We start from the raw sequence: 17,814 nt of genomic DNA on the forward strand, positions 1-17,814 counted from the left end.
CGCACAACGCGGATAATTACCGGGCATCGCGGCATCGCTGTTATGCCAGCGAAGCAGAAGTCGAACCCGCCCCCGCGCGCCCTTTGCCGTATCCCGGCTACCCCGCCTGTGCGCACCGCCACGGTTTGCTATATGGACGCGAAACCGTCTCGAACGTCCCTAACCGGCGACACATTCGCCACCTCCGGGAGCATCCCCTATGCCCAGCTACGAGAACATCACCGTCGAAACCCAAGGCCGCGTAGGCCTGATCCGCCTCAATCGTCCCGCCGCGCTGAACGCACTGTGCGACGCCCTGGTGCGCGAACTGGGACAGCAATTGCTCGCCTTCGATGCCGACACGGCGATCGGCGCCATCGTCATCACCGGCAGCGACCGCGCCTTCGCCGCTGGCGCCGACATCAAGGAAATGCGCGACCGCACCAACCCATCGGCGATGGTCGAGGATTTCATCGGCACCGCCTGGGAAACCGTGCTGCGCATCAAGAAGCCGGTGCTCGCCGCGGTCGCCGGATTCGCCCTCGGCGGCGGCTGCGAACTGGCGATGATGTGTGACATGATCTTTGCCGCCGACACCGCCAAATTCGGCCAGCCGGAGATCAACCTCGGCGTCATCCCCGGCGCCGGCGGCACCCAGCGGCTGACCCGCGCCGCCGGCAAGTCGAAGGCGATGGACATGGTGTTGACCGCGCGCATGATGGACGCCGCCGAGGCCGAACGCGCCAACCTCGTGTCCCGCGTGTTCCCAGCCGACCAATTGCTACCCGAGGTCATGAAAATTGCCGATCGGATCGCCAACCTATCCCCGGTTGCAGTGCAGTTCGCCAAGCAGGCCGTAAACCGCGCATTCGAGTCCACCCTGGTGGAAGGCGTACGTCACGAACGAATGCTGTTCCTGTCGCTGTTCGGCACGCCCGACCAGCAAGAGGGCATGGCCGCCTTCGTTGAAAAGCGCAAAGCGGACTTCCACCTCCACTAACCCGCATCCGGTTGCATAACCGGGCTCCCTTTACCACCGCAGGCGCTAGGAAAAGACCGCGATAACACCTTGCAGTGATTGACGGACTTTTAACGTCTCATTACCGGGATTTCTCTCGCTGATTTTTTCAGCGTCGTGTAACGGACTGTATATGGAGAAGAGCCTGCCCATACCGACCGAGTCGTCCGGCAGACCCACTTGGCCACACTATCCGGGCGCCTCGGTCATCAACCTGTTGCTGGTCAGCCGCAGCCGCGAATGGTTCACCGCGGTCAGCGGCGCGTCGATCGCTTTGGGCGGCGGCGAAGTGCTGACCTGCGACGCCCGCAACGCCCTCGCCCGGCTGGCTGGAACCGCCTCGCACTATTCCCACCTCCTGGTCGACCGCAACGATGCCGAGGGCCTGCTCGACGAACTCGCCGGCCTCGTCACCGAAGTCGCCGCCCCCGACACCGATATGCTCGTGCTCGGTTCGGCCGACGCGAGGCATCCCTGTATCCGCGCCGTCTCGATCGCCACGTCCCGATCGGTGCAGGAGGCCCTGATGGCAGCGTCGCCTTCCCGCGCCGGCCCCGCCATGGACGTGGCCGAACTCACCGCCGCCCTGCAAGGCGCGATGATCGAGAACCGCTATCAGCCGATCATCCGGGTAGCCGACCGCACCCCGGTCGGGTTCGAAGCCCTCGCACGCCTCAATCACCCGCAACGCGGCACCCTGGCCCCCGACCGCTTCGTGCCCCAGATCGAGCATGCAGGTCTCGCCGCCGAACTCACCAGCCTGGTGTCGGCGCGCGCCTTCGCCGACCTCGCTGGACCGATCCTGGCCCAGCGCCGCCCGCGCATGTCGGTGAATTTCCCGCTCGACGTGCTGCTGCAGCCCGCCGCCCTCGACCGGCTGGAAGCCCAGCGCATCGCCACCGGCCTGCCGGCCGACCGTATCGTCATCGAGCTGACGGAAAGCCGCCCGGTCGACGACTTCGCCAAGCTAGGCCGCTCGCTGGACCGGCTGCGCCGCCTCGGCTACCACGCCGCGATCGACGACGTCGGCCCGGCGGTGCCGCGATTGGCGCCACTGCTGGATTTGCCCTTCACCAGCCTGAAGCTCGACAAGGAAATGGTCCAGCAGGTCGACCACCCGGCCGTCCGCGACTTCCTGGCAACCACCATCGCCCAGGCCAAGGCACATCACCTGACCGTGGTGGCCGAAGGCGTCGAGACAGAATCGATCTGGCAGCAGATGCGCACCCTCGGCGCCGATGAAGTGCAGGGCTTCCTGGCCTCCCGCCCACTTCCCCTCGCGGCGGTCCCGATCTGGTGGGATGCCTGGCTCGGACAGTCCGAACCGATCATCTGATCCAGGTAACGATTGCCCTTGCCAACGGCGTCGACAATCCGTCCGCCGTCAGATTACACCTTCCTCGGCCAGCCGTTGAACGTCCGAATCGGTCATCCCCAGAAGCTCGCTCAACACCCACGCGTTGTCCTCGCCATAGCCGGGCGCGCCGCGATCGATCGGACCGCCGACATAGGCCGGTGTGCGTGATAGTTTCATCGGCAACTCATACACCGGCCAGGTGCCGATCTTGCTGCCGGTCACCTCGGTCAGCCATTGCAGGTGCCGCAGTTGCGGATCGTTGTCGCAGCGATCCTCCGCGGTCTGACAAACCCCGGCGGGAACCGACGCGTTCTGCAGCGCCATCATCACCGCCTCGGCGCTGCGGGTCGCGGTCCAGCCGCCGACCGCCTGCTCCAGCGCATCCTGCCGCGCCATGCGATCGGCCAGCGTGGCGAACCGCCGATCCTCCAGCCACTCGGGATGCCCGGCCACCCCAGCCAACGCCCGCCATTCCTGGTCGGTGAAACAGGCGATCGCTACCCAGCGGTCGTTGCCTTGGCAACGAAACGCACCATGCGGCGCGGCCGGCTTGTAGGGGGAGCGGTTGCCATACCGACTCCAGGTCCGCCCGTTCGCCGACCAATCCAAAATCGAGGTCCCGGTCAGGAACAGCCCCGACTCGCACTGCGAGGCGTCGATCCACTGCCCCTCGCCGGTGCGGTCACGGTGATACAGCGCCCCCAGCAACGCCAGCGCGTAGCCATAGGCTCCCATCCAATCCAGATACGAATAACCCCAGCCAACCGGCATCGCCGGTTCCGGCAAGCCCGACATGTCCGCCTGCCCGCCGAACGCCGCGGCGACCGGCCCCACCGTGCGCATCCGCCCATAAGTGCCGTGCGCCCCCATGCCCGCCTGCTGGATATAGATGATGTCGGGGCGGATCTTCCTCATCTCGTCATAGCCCAGCCCAAGCCGGGCCAGCACGCCGGGCGAAAACCCCTCGGCAACGATGTCGCAGACCCGCACCAGGTCGCGCGCGATCGCCAGTCCCTTCGGATGGCGGATGTTCAACGAAATGCCACGTTTGCCGGCGTTCTTGTTATTGAACTGACCGCCCATGTCGGGGTCCTTCACCCCCGGCAGCGGCCCGGTCGCTGCGTCCCGCGCCGCCCGCCCCCCGACCGGAGCCATCGCCGCCAGCCTGGTATCAGGATTATCCTTCCACTCCACCTTGTAGCTCTCGGCCCCCATGGCGGCGAGGAAACGGGTCCCCCCGGCCGAGGCCAAAAACCAGGCAAAATCCAGAATCTTCACACCCTGCAAGGCAAACGCCTTGCCGTGCAGCGCCGATTTCACACCAGCCGCATCACCGCGGGGCCGCGCCGGAACCGCCAGCCTGCGCGCCTGCTCCGCCATAACCCTCGCGGTGTCCTCACCCAGCAACGGCGCCCGCCGCCCGACCTGCCAGCTTGTCCTCGTCGCCAGCCACTTGCTGGTGGGATAACGGAACGACCGCCCGTGTTCGGGATGCTCGACATCGGCAAACGATCCGCGCGCAATCCAATGTGGGTCCAGCGCGTTCTCGTGCGGCTTGCGGATCGGAGCCCACAGCAGCCCGGCCTCCTGCGCCTCCAGCCACGGCATGTCCTGATAGGTCCAGGCCCGCGCGAAGCGTTGCACCACGTCGATCATGTGCGCCCGCGCCTCATCGCTGGCGGTCGAACCCGGCACCGCCCTGGCCTTCAGATCGGCATCCGGCGGCGGCGGTTGCAGATCGGCCTGCATGCCGTACTTGGACAGTAACGGCACCAGCGCCTTCAGGTCGCGCGCGCCCATGCCGTGCGAGATATACCAGCGGCCATCCTTGGTGTGCATGATGCTGGGCGAGTGGTTCGGTGTCTCCAGCGCATGACGGCACGTCAGCCGCCACAGCGGCACCCGCCGCATCACCCAATGCATGATGTCCAGCTCTGGGTTCTTCGACACCGCCTCATGCACCGCGACGGATACGTCCTGGCCCTGCCCATCGCGCTGCCGAGCGATCAGCGCCGCGATCACGCCGGTGGCCAGTTGCTCGCCGGCGATGTGGTAGGCGTGCCAGACCTGCGGCGCGATCGGCGGCGTGTCATACGCCAGCTTCGGATCAGGGTCGTAGCCGCAATTCATCATCACCCCGCCCAGCGCCAGGTGGATCAGGTCGGAGGCTTTGAAGTCCGCCCACGGGCCATCATCCCCGAACGGCGTCATCCGCGCCGTGATCAACCCCGGAAACCTCTCATTCAACGCCGCTCGGTCGAGCTTCAACGCTGCGTTGACCGCACCGCAGGACGAATCAAGCAAGATGTCGGCGCCCTGCAACAGCCGCAGCAACTGCTCCGGTCGCGCCTGCACGTCGATGACAACCGATTTCTTGTTCCGGTTGTAGTTCCAGAAGAACAAAGACCGTTCCGGACCCGGTTGATCGGCCAGGAACGGACCGATCCGCCGTGTCGCGCAGCCCTCCGGCGGCTCGATCTTGATCACCTCGCAGCCCAAGCCCGCCAGCAGCAGGCCGGTATATTCGGCGCGCTCATCGGCGATCTCGATCACCCGCAGCCCGGCCAACATACCGGGTCCGGAATTGCCCATCATCTCACCCGGACCCTTGAACAGGCCGGCATCCGATCGTTCTGTCACCGTTTGTTTCCTCCCGTGCTCCAGATCCGGCGCTCCAGACTCGGCGCCCCAATTCGGGCGCCCCAACTCAGGGCCCCAACTCAGGGCCGCGTGCGCGCCAGCATCTCCAGCAGGATCGCGTTCACCGTGTCGGCTGACTCATAGGCCGCCCAATGACCGGTCTTCGGGATCAGCCGTATGTCGGCGTCCGGACAATGCGCCCGCAGCGTCGCCACCCGTTCCGGACCCTTCGGGTTGGCCGGCGCGTCGAACTCGCCCCACATGCCGTTCAGCGGGCAGGCCAGCCGATCGATCGCCGCCATGATCGCCCCGCTGCGCGAGATCGCCGGAGTCCGTAGCCGCGACCGCACCGTGTTCCAATCCTGGATTCGGATCGCCAATTCGTCGATCTTCGCCGGGTCCGCGATCATCAGCCGCCCCAGGTTGGTGCGATGCGTATCGTGCCGCTGCTGGCCTTGCAGATGACGCACCTTCTCCAGCTTGACCGAGGACCCCAGCGCGCCCACCCCGGACGACCCGATGATGGTGACTGACCGCACCCGCTTGCCGCGCAGCGCCCCAACACAGGCCGCCATCGTGCCGCCGAAGGAAAACCCGACCACCTCGAAGTCCGCGCCGGCACCGAGAATAGCATCGATGCCGTCGGCGACGATGCCGGCAATCGCAAACGCATCCTCGCCGTCCGGCGGGAAGTCGGATTCGCCCAGACCCGGAAGATCCGGCACCAGCACCCGATACGTCCCCACCAACGCCGGGATGGTGCGTATCCAGTGCCGCCACGACCCGGCACCGCCATGGAACAAAGCCACGACCGGAGCGGCGCCGCCGGACCGATCCCACAGATGCCAGACCATCTTGCCCTCGCCACAGGGCGTCTCGTGCCGGCTGGCCTGGCCCTGGATGCGATCCAGAATGAGTTGCGGGTCTCCGCTCAACTGGTCGTTCATTCCGGGCCGGTCCTTCACTTCGCTTCGCCGCCCAGCTTACCGTCACGCCAAGTCCGACACCAAATCCGGGCGATTATCCGACCGACTTTGCCGGATCAGCCGACGGTCACCACTCGACAATGGCTAGCCATACTCGGGACGGATGACCCAGCACAGCGTCGCCGAAGCAAAAACCGCCTCTCCGATCTGATCAACCGTTCCCTGGAAGGCGAGTCAGTGGTCATCATCCGCCACGGTCACCCAGCCGTCGAGCTGAAGCCGCTTCAGCCGGTGTCCCGTCCGGTTACCCGCGAAGATCTCGATTGGCTCAGGGCACAGGTTGCCGACGCATCTCCGAAGCACGACGCTGGTATGCTGCTGAGCCGGATGCGCGATGAAGACGAGCGGTGAAGCTCTATCTCGATGCGAGCGTCCTCGTCGCGATGCTGACCACCGATCCACTGGCGGCACGCGCGTTCCGACATCTCAACGACACGACACCGCACCTGATCATCAGCCACTTCGCGTCCGCCGAGGTCACCTCGGCTATCGCTCGCAGGGTTCGCATGGCTGAAATGACGGTTGACACCGCGCGCAAGGCGTTGGCCACGTTGGACGGTCTGATCCTTGCGCGGGGTCGAGCGAAGCGAAAATTCAGCGGCAGACATTAAAGCTGCGGAAACGTTTCTTCGCCGCTTGCACTTGACCATCAGGGCGCGGTCAACCTAGCGATCACGCAGCGCCTCGGGGCATCGCTGATGTCGTTCGACGACAAAATGGCGGCTTCGGCGCGTATGCTCGCGGTCGAGGTCGCCGCGGCCTAGTCTAGCCGCAAGGCATTAAGCCTCCCGCAGCGGTGGCAGCAAATCCGCGGGATCCAGCCCAAGTTCGTGGACTCCCAAATTCCAAAGACAGAAATCCGCCGGCGGCGGCTGAATCTCCGCCACCGCGCCATCGCGAAACAGTTGCTCCAGCCGCGAGCCCTTGAAGATCCCGTGCGCCCCGCCCAGCGTCAGCGCGGTCCTGGTGATCCTGCTCACCGCCTCCCCTACGAGATACTTGGCCCGATACAGCGCGGCGGTCGTCTCAGGCGTCGGGCCTTCGGTGTCGCTCAGCCAGGCAGACCGGTAGGTCACCAGCCGAGCCGCTTCCAGCGCCGCGCTCATTTCGGCGACATGGCGGCGCACATCGGGATGATAGGCCAAAGGTTGCGAATAGCCCGCCGGTCGCCGAGCGGACACCACGCGCCGTATTTCATCATAGGCCGCGACCGCCAGCCCCAGATAGACCGCGGTATAGGACCCCCAGAACCAATTCAGATAATCCAACCGAAACGCTCTGATATCGTCCGATCGATACAACATCGCACTGTCCTCGACAGGACAATCGTCCAGCACCAACTGATCGCTGCGGGTGGCCCGCATACCTAGCGTGTCCCAGTTCGGATTGACCCGGCGTCCAGGCGCATCCGGCGCTACCAGTAACAATATCCCAGCCATCGGGCCGCCGGCATCCTCGGGATAGGCCATCACCAGCACATAGTCGGCGGCCTCCAGCATCGAGGCAAACATCTTCCGCCCGCTGATGCGCCAACCGCCCTCCACCTTGCGCGCGCGCACCGCCAAAGGTCGCGCGCCGATCAGCGATGTCGTGCCCGGTTCGGAAAAATTGCCGCCGATCATCTTGCCGTGCCGCACCACGAGATCGGCCAGCAGGTGCTTTGCCGCGGGCGTCACCTCCGGGCTCTGCAATACCGGCATCACCACTGAGGCGTGCATGTTGAACGCTAGCGCGGTCGCCGGACAGCCCTGTCCCAACGCTTCGTACGCCAGCGTATGTCCCAGGAAATCGAAGCCCAATCCGCCGAACGATGGCTCGATCGTCAACGCCAGGAACCCGTCGCCGCGCAGCCGGTCGTAGTTCTCCACCGGGTGCGACGCATCGCGGTCATGTTCGGCGGAGCGCGTGGCGAAATCGGCAGCCAGTTCAAGGCAGCGCTGGCGCAGGCGTTTCTGAGCCTCGGTGATCCGGAAATCCACGGCCAACCCTCCTGAAACGGATCAGCTTAACCGGGATAACACCGCTGTATAGACAAAGCCTCATCCCAGCCATTTTGCCTCAAACGCACGAGACTGGAACCACGGATGCGGAAAGCATTTGCAAGTTCTACGAACCCAGTTTCAGCGTCACTGCTATCGGCGTGCATCTGCGGTTCCAAGCCGCTTCTCTCGATCGCGCCGCGTCCGGCAAATAGCGCCGACAGAATCCAAATGCGATGACCCTGTCATCCCAGCCCGACCACCTCCGCCAGCGCCTCAAGCTGCTCGACGTGCCGGCACACCGGATTCAGCAGCAGATGGTTCGCTCCCGCCCCGATCATCGCCTCCAGTTGCTCCCGCACCAGCTCCACCGAACCGTGGATGCCTGACGTGTCCGTCCCCTCCGGATTGCGATAAACCTCGCCATACCAACGCAGCAGCTCACCACGGGCAACATCCGCCCTGTCATCCACCGCGATGAAAATCCGTTTCGAAATCGGAAACCCACCCGGATCGCGACCGGCCCGCTCCAACGCCGCCCGCAACAGCGGCACCGCCCGGCGGAAGTCCTCCGTCGTCGACCCACCGGCCCCCATCCAGCCATCCGCCAACACCGCCGCCCGGCGGATCGCATCGGGGTGACCGACACCCATCCAGATCGGCAACGGCTGCTGCACCGGCCGCACACCCAGCCCAACATCGTCCAGATGGTAGAACCGCCCGTGATGAGTCGTCTTCTCCCGGGCCCACAGCGCCCGGATCAGCTCGATCTGCTCGCGAAACCGACCCACCCTTCCCTCACCCGGGATCTGAAACTCCCGCAGATGCCGAGGCTGGCCGATCCCAACCCCCATCAGCGCCCGCCCATCGCTGACGTAATCCAGCGTCGCCCACTGATGTGCCACCATCCTCGGATCATGCACCGGCAGCACCAGCACCGACGCCCCCAACCCGATCCGCAACGTCACCGCCGCGGCATAGGTCAGCACCACGACCGGATCGAACGACATGACCCGGTCCAGCGTGTTCTCGGTCACCCAAAGATCGCGAAACCCCAACGCCTCGGCCCGTACCGCCACCGTCCGCACCGCGTCCATGCCAATCCGATCCGGCGAACGATGCGGCAGCGACATGCCAAATGGGATCCGGTCGTTCAACGCCATCGCCAGGACCCTAAACTTTTTCGATGATTTCCATCTGCGAGTCATCCGTCGCCGCCACGAAGGCAACCCGATTGCCCCGATCGCCCTTCAACTCCTCCAGCACCGCCACGCCGTTTTCCCGCAGCTTCGCCAGCGTCCCCGGGTAATCGTCGGTCACCACCGCCATGTGCTCGATGCCATGATGCTGCGCGTGCTTCTGTTCGTTGATGATGCCGGTGATGTTCAACTGAGTGCCGTGCAGATCCACCTGCCAGCCGCGCCCAGGTATCTCCGCCTTCCTGCTGGCGCCGAAATTATCGATGTAATACCGCACCGCCCGTTCGACGTCGCGGGTCTTGATGTGAACGTGCTGAAAGCTGATCGTCATCTTCGTTCCCCCCTCGCCGGCCATCCTACCACGACCGCGCTACCCAAGCACGAGGTCGTCCCGATGCACCATCTCATCCCGCCCGCGCCAGCCCAGGATCGCCTCGATCTGATCGGACCGATGCCCGGCGATGCGTTCGGCATCCGAACTGGCATAGGCCGACAACCCCCGCCCCAGCGCAACCCCGTCGGGGCCGGCGATGGCCACCGGATCGCCACGCTCGAACACACCCGAGACAGAACGCACCCCCGCCGGCAACAACGACCGGCCACTGGCCAACGCCCGCGCGGCACCGGCATCGACCGTCAGCGTGCCCAGCGCCGACAGCGAGCCCCCGATCCAGCGCTTGCGCGCCGAACGCCCCTCCGGCACCGGCAGGAACCAGGTGCAGCGCCCGCCGCGTTCCAGCGCCTGCAGCGGCCGCTCGACATCGCCCAACGCGATCGCCATCGCGCACCCGGCCTGGCTCGCGATCCGCGCCGCCACCAGCTTGGTCCGCATCCCGCCCGAGGAATAACCCGGCGGCGGTTCCCCCCCCATCGCCTCGATCTCCGCCGTCAGCGCCTCCACCACCGGAATATGCACCGCGCCACGATCCCGCCGAGGGTCCGCCGTATACAACCCATCGATGTCGGACAGCAGGATCAGTTGATCCGCCTGCACCATCTCCGCCACCCGCGCCGCCAACCTGTCATTGTCGCCGAACCGGATTTCCGCGGTCGCCACCGTATCGTTCTCGTTGATCACCGGCACGCAGCGCAGCGAGAACAGCGTGTTCAGCGTCGCCCTGGCGTTCAGATAACGCCGCCGATCCTCGGTATCGCCCAGCGTCAGCAGCAACTGCGCCGCCGTCAGCCCGCGCCCCGAAAGCGCCTGGCTCCACGCCTGCGCCAGGCGGATCTGCCCAACCGCCGCCGCCGCCTGCTGCTCCTCCAGCCGCAGCCGCTTCTGCGTCAGCCCCAGGCTGCGCCGAGCCAACGCGATCGCGCCCGAGGACACCACGATCACATCGGTGCCGCGGTCGCGCAGCGCCTGGATATCGGCAGCCACACTGTCCAACCACGCGGTGCGCGGCGTCGTCTGCTTCTGGTCCACCACCAGCGCGCTGCCGATCTTCACCACGACGCGCTGCGCCGCGCCGATGCTGGGAACCATCGCCGTCACGCCGCTCGCTCCGCGCGTTCATCTCGTGCCGCGCCGATCGCCCCCTGCAACGCCCGCAATACCTCCGCCACGCCCTGCCCCGTGGCACCCGAGACCAGATACACCGGCCGCCCCGACGCATTGCGCAGCGCGGCCATGCGCGACGACGCCTCGCGCGCGGTCATCGCATCGCTCTTGTTCAACCCGATGATCTCGGGCTTTGCCGCCAGGCCGCCGCCATACGCCGCCATCTCGCCGCGCACCGTCCGCCACGCCCGAACCACATCCCCGGCGGCGCCATCGATCAGGTGCAGCAGCACCGCGCAGCGCTCGACATGACCCAGGAAGCGGTCGCCCAAGCCGGCGCCCTCATGCGCCCCCTCGATCAGCCCCGGAATATCCGCCAGCACGAACTCCTCCGCCGCCGACAGCCGGATCACCCCCAACTGAGGATGCAGCGTGGTGAACGGATAATCGGCGATCTTCGGACGCGCCGCCGACACCACCGACAGCAAGGTGGATTTCCCGGCATTGGGCAGCCCCACCAGCCCGGCATCGGCGATCAGCTTCAGCCGCAGCCACACCCAGAGCTCCTCGCCCGGCCACCCCTTGGTCGCCTTGCGCGGCGCCCGATTGGTCGAGCTCTTGTAGTGCGCATTGCCGAACCCGCCGTCACCGCCGCGCAGCAGCGTCACACGCTTTCCCGCTCGGTCCATGTCCGCCAGCATCGTCTCCTGGTCGTCGGCGAAAATCTGCGTCCCCACCGGCACCGTGACGACGACGCCGTCCGCACCCGCGCCGGTGCGATCCGAACCAGCCCCGTTGCCACCCTTGCGCGCTCGGAAATGTTGCGAATAGCGGAAGTCGATCAGAGTATTCAGGTTGTGCTCGGCGACAAACACGATATCGCCACCCTTGCCGCCATTGCCGCCGTCCGGCCCGCCGAACTCGATGAACCGCTCGCGCCGGAACGCCACCACGCCATCGCCGCCATCGCCGGAGCGCAGGTAGATCTTGGCCTGGTCGAGGAACTTCATCACATGCCACCAAAAACACCACGGGGGCCGGCATCACGCCGACCCCCGCACACTAAACCCAGCGGAGTCAGCGCTACTCGGCCGCGAGCGGCACCGGCTCCACCGAAATATGCACCTTGCCCTCGGACTTGCGGGTGAACTTCACCCGTCCGTCGACCAACGCGAAAATCGTGTGATCGCGGCCCAGCCCGACATTGCTGCCGGGATACCACTTGGTGCCGCGCTGACGCACCAGGATGTTGCCCGCAATCACTTTCTCGCCGCCAAACTTCTTGATGCCGAGCCGCCGTCCCTCTGTATCGCGCCCGTTGCGCGAAGACCCGCCCGCCTTCTTATGTGCCATGACAGACTACTCCTCGGTCTCTTCAGCCGCCGCCGGCGCCCCGCCGTGGGGTTCAGCGCCTGAACCCGAAGCCGCCGGCGCCCCGCCGTGTGATTCAGCGCCTACACCCGGAGCAACCGTCTCCGCCGGCGCGTCACCCGGGGCGGCCTCCGCACCACGTCCCGCCGACTCCGTCGCGCCCGACTCCGCCCGAGCGCTCGCGCCCGCCTCCGCCCCCGCGGCCGCGCCAAAAGTCTGGCCGTTGGCACTGATGCCGCCGATCCGCAGCACCGTCACATGCTGGCGGTGACCGTTGCGCCGGCGGCTGTTCTGCCGGCGCCGCTTCTTGAAGATGATCACCTTGTCCAACCGGTCCTGCGCGATCACCGTCGCCGTCACCGACGCATCGGCGACTACCGGCGACCCGAGCGTCAGGTTACCGTCCACCCCGACCGCCAGCACATCTTTGAACGTCACGGTACCGCCCGCCTCGGCATCCAGTTTTTCGACTTTCAGCACCGCGTTGGGGGTAACGCGATACTGCTTTCCGCCGGTGCGGATGACAGCGAACATGGGACCAAACTTTCCAGACACTCGTTCCAGGCAACAGAGGACACCCGAGGCGCTGAACCACCCCGGCGACCGGAACCGCGCCTTATAGCCGCAAGCGCCGCTCTGTCAACCGCCAATGCCGCCAAAATACCAAGCCAGTCAGCAACTTGCCGACCTCACCGCAACAACACCCCGTCACCTTGCCGCCCTCACCGCGATGAGGGCGCCCTCGCGAGCGGACCGCCAACCCGGCTTGACAGCCCGCCGCGGAACCGGCCCGCTTCCCCCAACCAAACCAACCGGAGGATCACCCCATGGCACTACTGGACGGCAAGGTCGCGATCATCACCGGCGCCGCATCCGGCATCGGCGCCGCCACCGCCCAGGTGCTGGCGCGCGAAGGCGCTAGGCTGGTGCTGACCGACATCGACGACACCGCCGGCGCCGCGCTCGCCAAGCAGCTCAGCGCCACCTACCTGCACCACGACGTCACCCAGGAAGACGGCTGGCCGGCGGTGGTCGCCGGGGCGGAACGCTTCGGCCGGCTCGACATCCTGGTCGCCAACGCCGGCATCGGCATCATGGGCAGCGCCATCGACATGTCGCTCGCCGACTGGCGCCGCCAGATGGCGATCAACGTCGATGGCGTGTTCCTTTCGGTCAAATACTGCATCCCGGCGATGCGCCGCGCCGGCAACGGCGGGTCGATCGTCATGCTGTCCTCGGTTGCCGGCCTGCGCGGGTCGGCCGGCCTGGCCGGCTACAGCGCGACCAAGGGTGCGGTGCGGCTGTTCGCCAAGTCGATGGCGCTGGAATGCGCCCAGGCCGGCGACGCCATCCGCGTCAACTCGGTGCACCCCGGAATCATCGCCACCCCGATCTGGACCAAGATCCCGGTTGGCCAGAACCGCCCGATCGACCCCTACGCCGTCGCCGAAAACACCGTCCCGCTCGGCAAGGCCGGCGAGGCGTCCGAAATCGCCGACGGAATCCTGTTCCTCGCCTCCGAAATGTCCAGCCACGTCACCGGATCGGAACTGGTCATCGACGGCGGCATGACCGCCGGCCGCATCACCCGCCTGGCGCAGTAGGCTGGTTCCAGATCATCCAGGAAGTCGGATTCGTCCGCATCATCGATATTTGCGAGCGAACCATTTCCATATTCCCGCCACACCGAAACGCGGCTTCCTTCCGCAGGAATGAAGACAAGCCTCCTGTCGATCCCCAATCCACGCAGGCAAGTCGGTCCTGGGATAAGAACTTTCCTCGCTCCGCACACGCAGCCCTGGCCGTTTATGCGGCCCGGCGCGGCCGCCCGAGCAGCGTAATCACCACCCACACTTCGCCGGGCACCGCGGTTTCGCCGCGACACCAGTTCGACACGCTGCGCAGGATTGTCGGGAACGAGCGCGGGTCCCCCAGGGCTTGCATTTCCCGGGCAAAGGCACTTTGCGAAAACCCCAGCCGGTCAAGCGCCGCCCGAAAGTCAGCAGCGGCTTTGTCGCTCATGCCGCTGCTGCGGCCGTGTCGGTGTTGCGCAGCCGGACGCTGGTGATCTCAATCGCAATCGGGTTGCCATCGGTATCGAATTCAACATACACGCCGGGCGCGACTTCTTGTGAACCGTCATATTTCGCGGTTTTTGGGCCGAACTTGACGTGCAGCACGTCAGCCTCGGGGTCATAGTTCGTCTGGATCATTGTCTTGCGCCTCTATCCCATGTCGCCGTCACAACAAAAACGTCATCCCCGTCCAGCCGGTGCACAACTCGCAAAATCCTTCCGCCAAATTCAGGGATTGCTTTGAACGAGCGGCTCAGCAGGGGATTGGCGTCGGGGCTCCGCCAATCCGGGGCGGCAATCGCGGTTTCGACGTAGGCCAGGAGGATACCGCGACCGCCCATCTCATCCGCTACGTGTTTGCTCAGCTCTATCAAGAGAGTACTATGAAGGGATTTCGTATATCCGTCAACGAAACCTTTTTCGTAAAAGGTTAAAGCGCGCGGGCGAAAGCCGATTCCAAACGCCCTACCGGATATCTGCGAATACTTGTCAATCTGCTCGGTCGAGGTAGGCCCTGAAACTACAATTTGTATTGAAAAAATTGCCCAACGAAGCCCGTCGCCCCCTCGGGCCCGAACGCGGCCCTGAGCCGGCAGACACTGGGCCGGCAGACACTGGGCCGGCAGACACTGGGCCGGCAGACACTGGGCCGGCAGACATTGCGAGCAAAGTAGCGACGCGGCATTCTCGGCGCGGCGGCTTGCCCCGCGTCGTCGCCTGCCAATTAGCTTCAAGGCTAGTATCGGCCACCGCGGCGCCCCTGTGTGGCGCTTTTTCGGCGGAAAGGAAAGACATGGACCTGATCATCCGCAACGCCCGCCTGCCCGCCGGCCCAGTCGTCGATATCGGCATCGCCAACGGCAAGATCGTTGCGATCGATCCAAACCTCGCCGCCGACGCCCGGCAATACCAAGCCGACGGCAACCTCACCTGCGCCGGCCTGGTGGAAACCCACATCCACCTCGACAAGACCCGCATCATCGACCGCTGCCCGCCCGAGGACGGCCGCAACGCCAACGCCGTGCCCCGCGTCGCCGCCGTCAAGTCGAGCTTCACCGAACAGGACGTCTACCAACGCGCCAGCACCACCCTGGAAGCCTGCATCAAGCACGGCACCCAGCGCATGCGCGCCCACACCGAACTCGACGCCGGCGTCCAGATGCGCAGCTTCAACGCCCTGGAACAACTCCGCCGCGACTACGCCTGGGCGATCGACATCGAACTGTGCGTGTTCCCCCAGGAAGGCCTAACCAACAACCCAGCCTCCGACCAACTGCTGGTGCAAGCCCTGCAACGCGGCGCCCGCGTCATCGGCGCCGCACCCAACTACGACCCCGACAAATCCGCCCACATCCACCGCATCTTCGACCTCGCCCGCGAGTACGACGCCGACATCGACATGCACCTCGATTCCGGCAACAGCCCGGCCGACATGGACATCCACCTGGTCTGCGAACTGACCCGCAAATACCGCCTCGGCGGCCGGGTCGCGGTCGGCCACGGCTGCAAATACTCCACCCTGCCGCCCGCCGACCTGCGCACCCTGGCCGCCGAGATCGCCGACGCCGGAGTCGCCGTCAGCGTGCTGCCGGCCACCGACCTCTTCATGATGGGCCGCGACCAGGACCACAGCGTGCGCCGAGGCGTCGCCGACGCCAACCTGCTGGTCGAAAACGGCGTCAACTGTTCGATCTCGTCGAACAACATCCTCAACCCGTTCACCCCGCTGGGCGACGGCAACCTGGTCCGCATCGCCAACATGCAGGCCAATGTCTGCCAGGTCGGCGAACCGCACCGCCTGCGCGACTGCTTCGCCATGCTGACCGAGCGTTCCGCCAAAATAATGAACCTGCCCGACTACGGCATCGCCCTCGGCAACCCCGCCGACATAGTGATATTCGACGCCACCACCCCCGAACAGGTCATCGCCGAGGTCAAGCCACCCCTGGTCGCCTTCAAGCGCGGCGCCCTGACCATGACCCGACCAAGAGCGGAGCTGCACCGGCCATGAAACTGTCCGACATCGCCCAGGTCGTCCGCAGCAAGAACGCCGGCCCCCGGCGCCTGACGCTCGACATCATGCTGGCCACCGACGCCGACTACCACCGCGTCACCCAATCCCCCGCGCTCACCGCCGAAAATATCGCCCGCCTGTACCGAGTGCCCCCGGAACAGGTCACCCTCATCCCCTACCCGGTCGGCCGCGCCATCAAGATCGTCATGCCCCGCACCATCATGGCAGGCGATCCAGGTGACTACGACGTCTACGGCGCGCAACAGCACGCCCCGTTGCTGGGGATCGAGATATGACCGCCTCCGCCCGCATCATCGCCGAACTCCGCCAAACCCCCCGCCCGCTCCGCCTGCTCGGGGCCTCCGGACAACTCGGCTACGGCATCCCGGCGGCATCGTTCCAAGCCGGCATCGACCGCCACCCGGACCTGATCGGGGCCGACATGGGATCGATCGACATCGGCCCCACCTACCTCGGCAAGGGCGAGATGGCGACCGCCCCCGAGGCCACCCGCCGCGACCTCCGCCGCGTGCTGCTAGCCGCCCGCCAACTCGACGTCCCGCTGGTCATCGGCACCGCCGGATCGGCCGGCGCCGCCCCCCACCTCGACGCCACCCTGGCCATGCTGCGCGACATCGCCACCGCCGAAAAACTGCACTTCCGCATGGTCTCGATCCGCGCCGACATCCCCCGCGCCCTGCTGCAGGACGCCGTTCGTTCCGGCAAAGTCACCAGTTTCGACGACATGCCCGACCTCACCGCCGAAGACATCACCGAAGCCGCCCAAATCGTCGGCCAGATGGGCATGGGACCATTCCGCCACGCACTGCAAGCCGGCGCCGACATCATCGTCGCCGGCCGAGCCTGCGACACCGCGATCTTCGCCGCGCTGCCGGCAATCCTCGGCTTCCCGGTCGGCCTCGCCATGCACATGGCCAAGATCATCGAGTGCGGCTCGCTATGCTGCGTCCCCGGCGGCCGCGACCCGATCCTCGCCGAACTCGACCACGACGGCTTCGTGCTGGAAAGCATGCACCCCGAACGCAGCGCCACCCCCACCTCGGTCGCCGCCCACAGCCTGTACGAGCAAGCCGACCCGTTCAGCATGCGCGAACCCGACGGCGCGCTCGACTTGACGCACGCCCACTACCAGGCGATCGACGACCGCCGCACCCGGGTCAGCGGTGCAACCTGGCGCGACACCACGCAACCAACGATCAAACTGGAAGGCGCTACGAAGATCGGCGAACGCGCGGTGCTGCTATGCGGGTCCGCCGATCCCAGGTTCATCGCCCAATGCAAAACGCTGCTGCCCAAAGTCGCCGATTTGGTCCAAACCCTGGTCTCGGAATCCCGCCCGCCCGACTACACACTGCGCTTCCGCGTCTACGGCATCGACGGCGTCCGCATGGTGGTGCCGGACAACGAACCGGCCCCCAACGAAGTCTTCATCATGGCCGAGTGCATCGCCGCCACCCCCCAGCGCGCCGCCGAGGTAGTCCGCACCTGCAAGCAATACCTGCTGCATTTCGGCTACCCCGGCCGCCTGTCCACCGCCGGCAACCTGGCCTTCCCGTTCACCCCACCCGAGGTCTCACTCGGCCCCGCCTACCGCTTCAGCGTCTATCACCTGCTGCAAGTCGATGACGCCGACGCGCTATTTCCCATCGCAACAGAAACGACCTGAGCAAGCCC

At 66.1% G+C, this 17,814-nt stretch carries 18 protein-coding genes and 1 pseudogene; 8 read left to right on the plus strand and 11 right to left on the minus strand.

The features are described 5' to 3' along the window. Nucleotides 1-199 precede the first annotated feature (199 nt). Nucleotides 200-979: an enoyl-CoA hydratase gene (locus tag ACQY4T_RS18895; RefSeq protein WP_428533867.1), complete on the plus strand. Its 780-nt coding sequence runs from the start codon at nucleotides 200-202 to the stop codon at nucleotides 977-979. A gap of 151 nt (nucleotides 980-1,130) precedes the next feature. Then, nucleotides 1,131-2,333, plus strand: a complete 1,203-nt coding sequence (locus tag ACQY4T_RS18900; RefSeq protein ID WP_428533869.1) for an EAL domain-containing protein — start codon at nucleotides 1,131-1,133, stop codon at nucleotides 2,331-2,333. Nucleotides 2,334-2,381: 48 nt separating this feature from the next. Here the strand turns inward: ACQY4T_RS18900 and ACQY4T_RS18905 are convergent, their stop codons facing one another. Together ACQY4T_RS18905 and ACQY4T_RS18910 are read right to left on the minus strand one after the other, a co-directional pair. Further along, a complete protein-coding gene (locus ACQY4T_RS18905; RefSeq protein ID WP_428533871.1) occupies nucleotides 2,382-4,994 on the minus strand; it encodes a CoA transferase in 2,613 nt (870 codons plus the stop codon). A gap of 80 nt (nucleotides 4,995-5,074) precedes the next feature. After that, the gene (locus ACQY4T_RS18910; RefSeq protein ID WP_428533873.1) at nucleotides 5,075-5,941 is read right to left on the minus strand and encodes an alpha/beta fold hydrolase; all 867 of its coding nucleotides are present in this window, start codon (nucleotides 5,939-5,941) and stop codon (nucleotides 5,075-5,077) included. A gap of 216 nt (nucleotides 5,942-6,157) precedes the next feature. Here ACQY4T_RS18910 and ACQY4T_RS18915 point away from each other — a divergent pair, with 216 nt between their 5' ends. Next, the gene (locus ACQY4T_RS18915) at nucleotides 6,158-6,331 is read left to right on the plus strand and encodes a hypothetical protein (RefSeq protein WP_428533875.1); all 174 of its coding nucleotides are present in this window, start codon (nucleotides 6,158-6,160) and stop codon (nucleotides 6,329-6,331) included. Further along, complete coding sequence (locus ACQY4T_RS18920; RefSeq protein WP_428533877.1) at nucleotides 6,328-6,591, plus strand: type II toxin-antitoxin system VapC family toxin; 264 nt, start codon at nucleotides 6,328-6,330, stop codon at nucleotides 6,589-6,591. The genes ACQY4T_RS18915 and ACQY4T_RS18920 overlap by 4 nt, the downstream gene beginning before the upstream one ends. Nucleotides 6,592-6,759: 168 nt before the next feature. On the opposite strand, the gene ACQY4T_RS18925 is transcribed toward ACQY4T_RS18920, so the two are convergent. The 7 genes and pseudogenes from ACQY4T_RS18925 to rplU form a co-directional block, all read right to left on the minus strand. Further along, nucleotides 6,760-7,959, minus strand: coding sequence for an acyl-CoA dehydrogenase family protein (locus ACQY4T_RS18925; protein ID WP_428533879.1), 1,200 nt, complete (start codon nucleotides 7,957-7,959; stop codon nucleotides 6,760-6,762). Between the two features lie 245 nt (nucleotides 7,960-8,204). Continuing rightward, complete coding sequence (locus tag ACQY4T_RS18930) at nucleotides 8,205-9,122, minus strand: LLM class flavin-dependent oxidoreductase (RefSeq protein ID WP_428533881.1); 918 nt, start codon at nucleotides 9,120-9,122, stop codon at nucleotides 8,205-8,207. A gap of 10 nt (nucleotides 9,123-9,132) precedes the next feature. Continuing rightward, nucleotides 9,133-9,489, minus strand: coding sequence for a VOC family protein (locus ACQY4T_RS18935; RefSeq protein WP_428533883.1), 357 nt, complete (start codon nucleotides 9,487-9,489; stop codon nucleotides 9,133-9,135). A gap of 39 nt (nucleotides 9,490-9,528) precedes the next feature. Then, nucleotides 9,529-10,644 carry a glutamate 5-kinase gene (gene proB, locus ACQY4T_RS18940; protein ID WP_428542986.1) on the minus strand — a complete coding sequence of 372 codons (1,116 nt, stop codon included), beginning with the start codon at nucleotides 10,642-10,644 and terminating at the stop codon, nucleotides 9,529-9,531. A gap of 5 nt (nucleotides 10,645-10,649) precedes the next feature. Continuing rightward, a complete protein-coding gene (gene obgE, locus ACQY4T_RS18945) occupies nucleotides 10,650-11,669 on the minus strand; it encodes a GTPase ObgE (protein ID WP_428533885.1) in 1,020 nt (339 codons plus the stop codon). Nucleotides 11,670-11,742: 73 nt separating this feature from the next. Next, nucleotides 11,743-12,012 (minus strand): 50S ribosomal protein L27, encoded by a 270-nt coding sequence (rpmA, locus tag ACQY4T_RS18950; RefSeq protein WP_428491348.1) that lies wholly within the window; start codon nucleotides 12,010-12,012, stop codon nucleotides 11,743-11,745. Nucleotides 12,013-12,255: 243 nt separating this feature from the next. After that, nucleotides 12,256-12,564, minus strand: a pseudogene (gene rplU, locus ACQY4T_RS18955) (50S ribosomal protein L21); the annotation flags it as partial. 293 nt (nucleotides 12,565-12,857) lie between these two features. On the opposite strand from rplU, the gene ACQY4T_RS18960 reads away from it, so the two are divergent. Further along, on the plus strand, nucleotides 12,858-13,634 hold the full coding sequence (locus ACQY4T_RS18960) for a glucose 1-dehydrogenase (protein WP_428533888.1): 777 nt from the start codon (nucleotides 12,858-12,860) through the stop codon (nucleotides 13,632-13,634). 202 nt (nucleotides 13,635-13,836) lie between these two features. Here the strand turns inward: ACQY4T_RS18960 and ACQY4T_RS18965 are convergent, their stop codons facing one another. Then, nucleotides 13,837-14,052: a hypothetical protein gene (locus tag ACQY4T_RS18965; RefSeq protein ID WP_428533890.1), complete on the minus strand. Its 216-nt coding sequence runs from the start codon at nucleotides 14,050-14,052 to the stop codon at nucleotides 13,837-13,839. Further along, the gene (locus ACQY4T_RS18970) at nucleotides 14,049-14,243 is read right to left on the minus strand and encodes a DUF2283 domain-containing protein (protein WP_428533892.1); all 195 of its coding nucleotides are present in this window, start codon (nucleotides 14,241-14,243) and stop codon (nucleotides 14,049-14,051) included. The genes ACQY4T_RS18965 and ACQY4T_RS18970 overlap by 4 nt, the downstream gene beginning before the upstream one ends. Nucleotides 14,244-14,898: 655 nt before the next feature. Here ACQY4T_RS18970 and ACQY4T_RS18975 point away from each other — a divergent pair. From ACQY4T_RS18975 to ACQY4T_RS18985, 3 genes are read left to right on the plus strand one after another with little or no spacing between them, the layout of a single operon-like run. After that, complete coding sequence (locus ACQY4T_RS18975) at nucleotides 14,899-16,116, plus strand: amidohydrolase family protein (RefSeq protein WP_428533894.1); 1,218 nt, start codon at nucleotides 14,899-14,901, stop codon at nucleotides 16,114-16,116. Then, nucleotides 16,113-16,415 carry a DUF4387 domain-containing protein gene (locus ACQY4T_RS18980; protein WP_428533896.1) on the plus strand — a complete coding sequence of 101 codons (303 nt, stop codon included), beginning with the start codon at nucleotides 16,113-16,115 and terminating at the stop codon, nucleotides 16,413-16,415. Before ACQY4T_RS18975 ends, ACQY4T_RS18980 begins: the two co-directional genes overlap by 4 nt. Beyond that, a complete protein-coding gene (locus tag ACQY4T_RS18985; RefSeq protein ID WP_428533898.1) occupies nucleotides 16,412-17,806 on the plus strand; it encodes an acyclic terpene utilization AtuA family protein in 1,395 nt (464 codons plus the stop codon). The genes ACQY4T_RS18980 and ACQY4T_RS18985 overlap by 4 nt, the downstream gene beginning before the upstream one ends. Nucleotides 17,807-17,814: the final 8 nt, after the last annotated feature.

The sequence above is a fragment of the Rhodopila sp. genome (assembly GCF_965277825.1).
Taxonomy (GTDB): Bacteria; Pseudomonadota; Alphaproteobacteria; order Acetobacterales; family Acetobacteraceae; genus Rhodopila.

Excerpts from the sequence above, each read along its gene's own strand:
- ACQY4T_RS18895 (WP_428533867.1), top strand. The coding sequence starts at position 200 with ATGCCCAGCTACGAGAACATCACCGTCGAAACCCAAGGCCGCGTAGGC.
- ACQY4T_RS18900 (WP_428533869.1), top strand. The coding sequence starts at position 1,131 with ATGGAGAAGAGCCTGCCCATACCGACCGAGTCGTCCGGCAGACCCACT.
- ACQY4T_RS18910 (WP_428533873.1), bottom strand. The coding sequence starts at position 5,941 with ATGAACGACCAGTTGAGCGGAGACCCGCAACTCATTCTGGATCGCATC.
- ACQY4T_RS18930 (WP_428533881.1), bottom strand. The coding sequence starts at position 9,122 with ATGGCGTTGAACGACCGGATCCCATTTGGCATGTCGCTGCCGCATCGT.
- ACQY4T_RS18935 (WP_428533883.1), bottom strand. The coding sequence starts at position 9,489 with ATGACGATCAGCTTTCAGCACGTTCACATCAAGACCCGCGACGTCGAA.
- proB (WP_428542986.1), bottom strand. The coding sequence starts at position 10,644 with ATGGTTCCCAGCATCGGCGCGGCGCAGCGCGTCGTGGTGAAGATCGGC.
- obgE (WP_428533885.1), bottom strand. The coding sequence starts at position 11,669 with ATGAAGTTCCTCGACCAGGCCAAGATCTACCTGCGCTCCGGCGATGGC.
- rpmA (WP_428491348.1), bottom strand. The coding sequence starts at position 12,012 with ATGGCACATAAGAAGGCGGGCGGGTCTTCGCGCAACGGGCGCGATACA.
- ACQY4T_RS18960 (WP_428533888.1), top strand. The coding sequence starts at position 12,858 with ATGGCACTACTGGACGGCAAGGTCGCGATCATCACCGGCGCCGCATCC.
- ACQY4T_RS18965 (WP_428533890.1), bottom strand. The coding sequence starts at position 14,052 with ATGAGCGACAAAGCCGCTGCTGACTTTCGGGCGGCGCTTGACCGGCTG.
- ACQY4T_RS18970 (WP_428533892.1), bottom strand. The coding sequence starts at position 14,243 with ATGATCCAGACGAACTATGACCCCGAGGCTGACGTGCTGCACGTCAAG.
- ACQY4T_RS18975 (WP_428533894.1), top strand. The coding sequence starts at position 14,899 with ATGGACCTGATCATCCGCAACGCCCGCCTGCCCGCCGGCCCAGTCGTC.
- ACQY4T_RS18980 (WP_428533896.1), top strand. The coding sequence starts at position 16,113 with ATGAAACTGTCCGACATCGCCCAGGTCGTCCGCAGCAAGAACGCCGGC.
- ACQY4T_RS18985 (WP_428533898.1), top strand. The coding sequence starts at position 16,412 with ATGACCGCCTCCGCCCGCATCATCGCCGAACTCCGCCAAACCCCCCGC.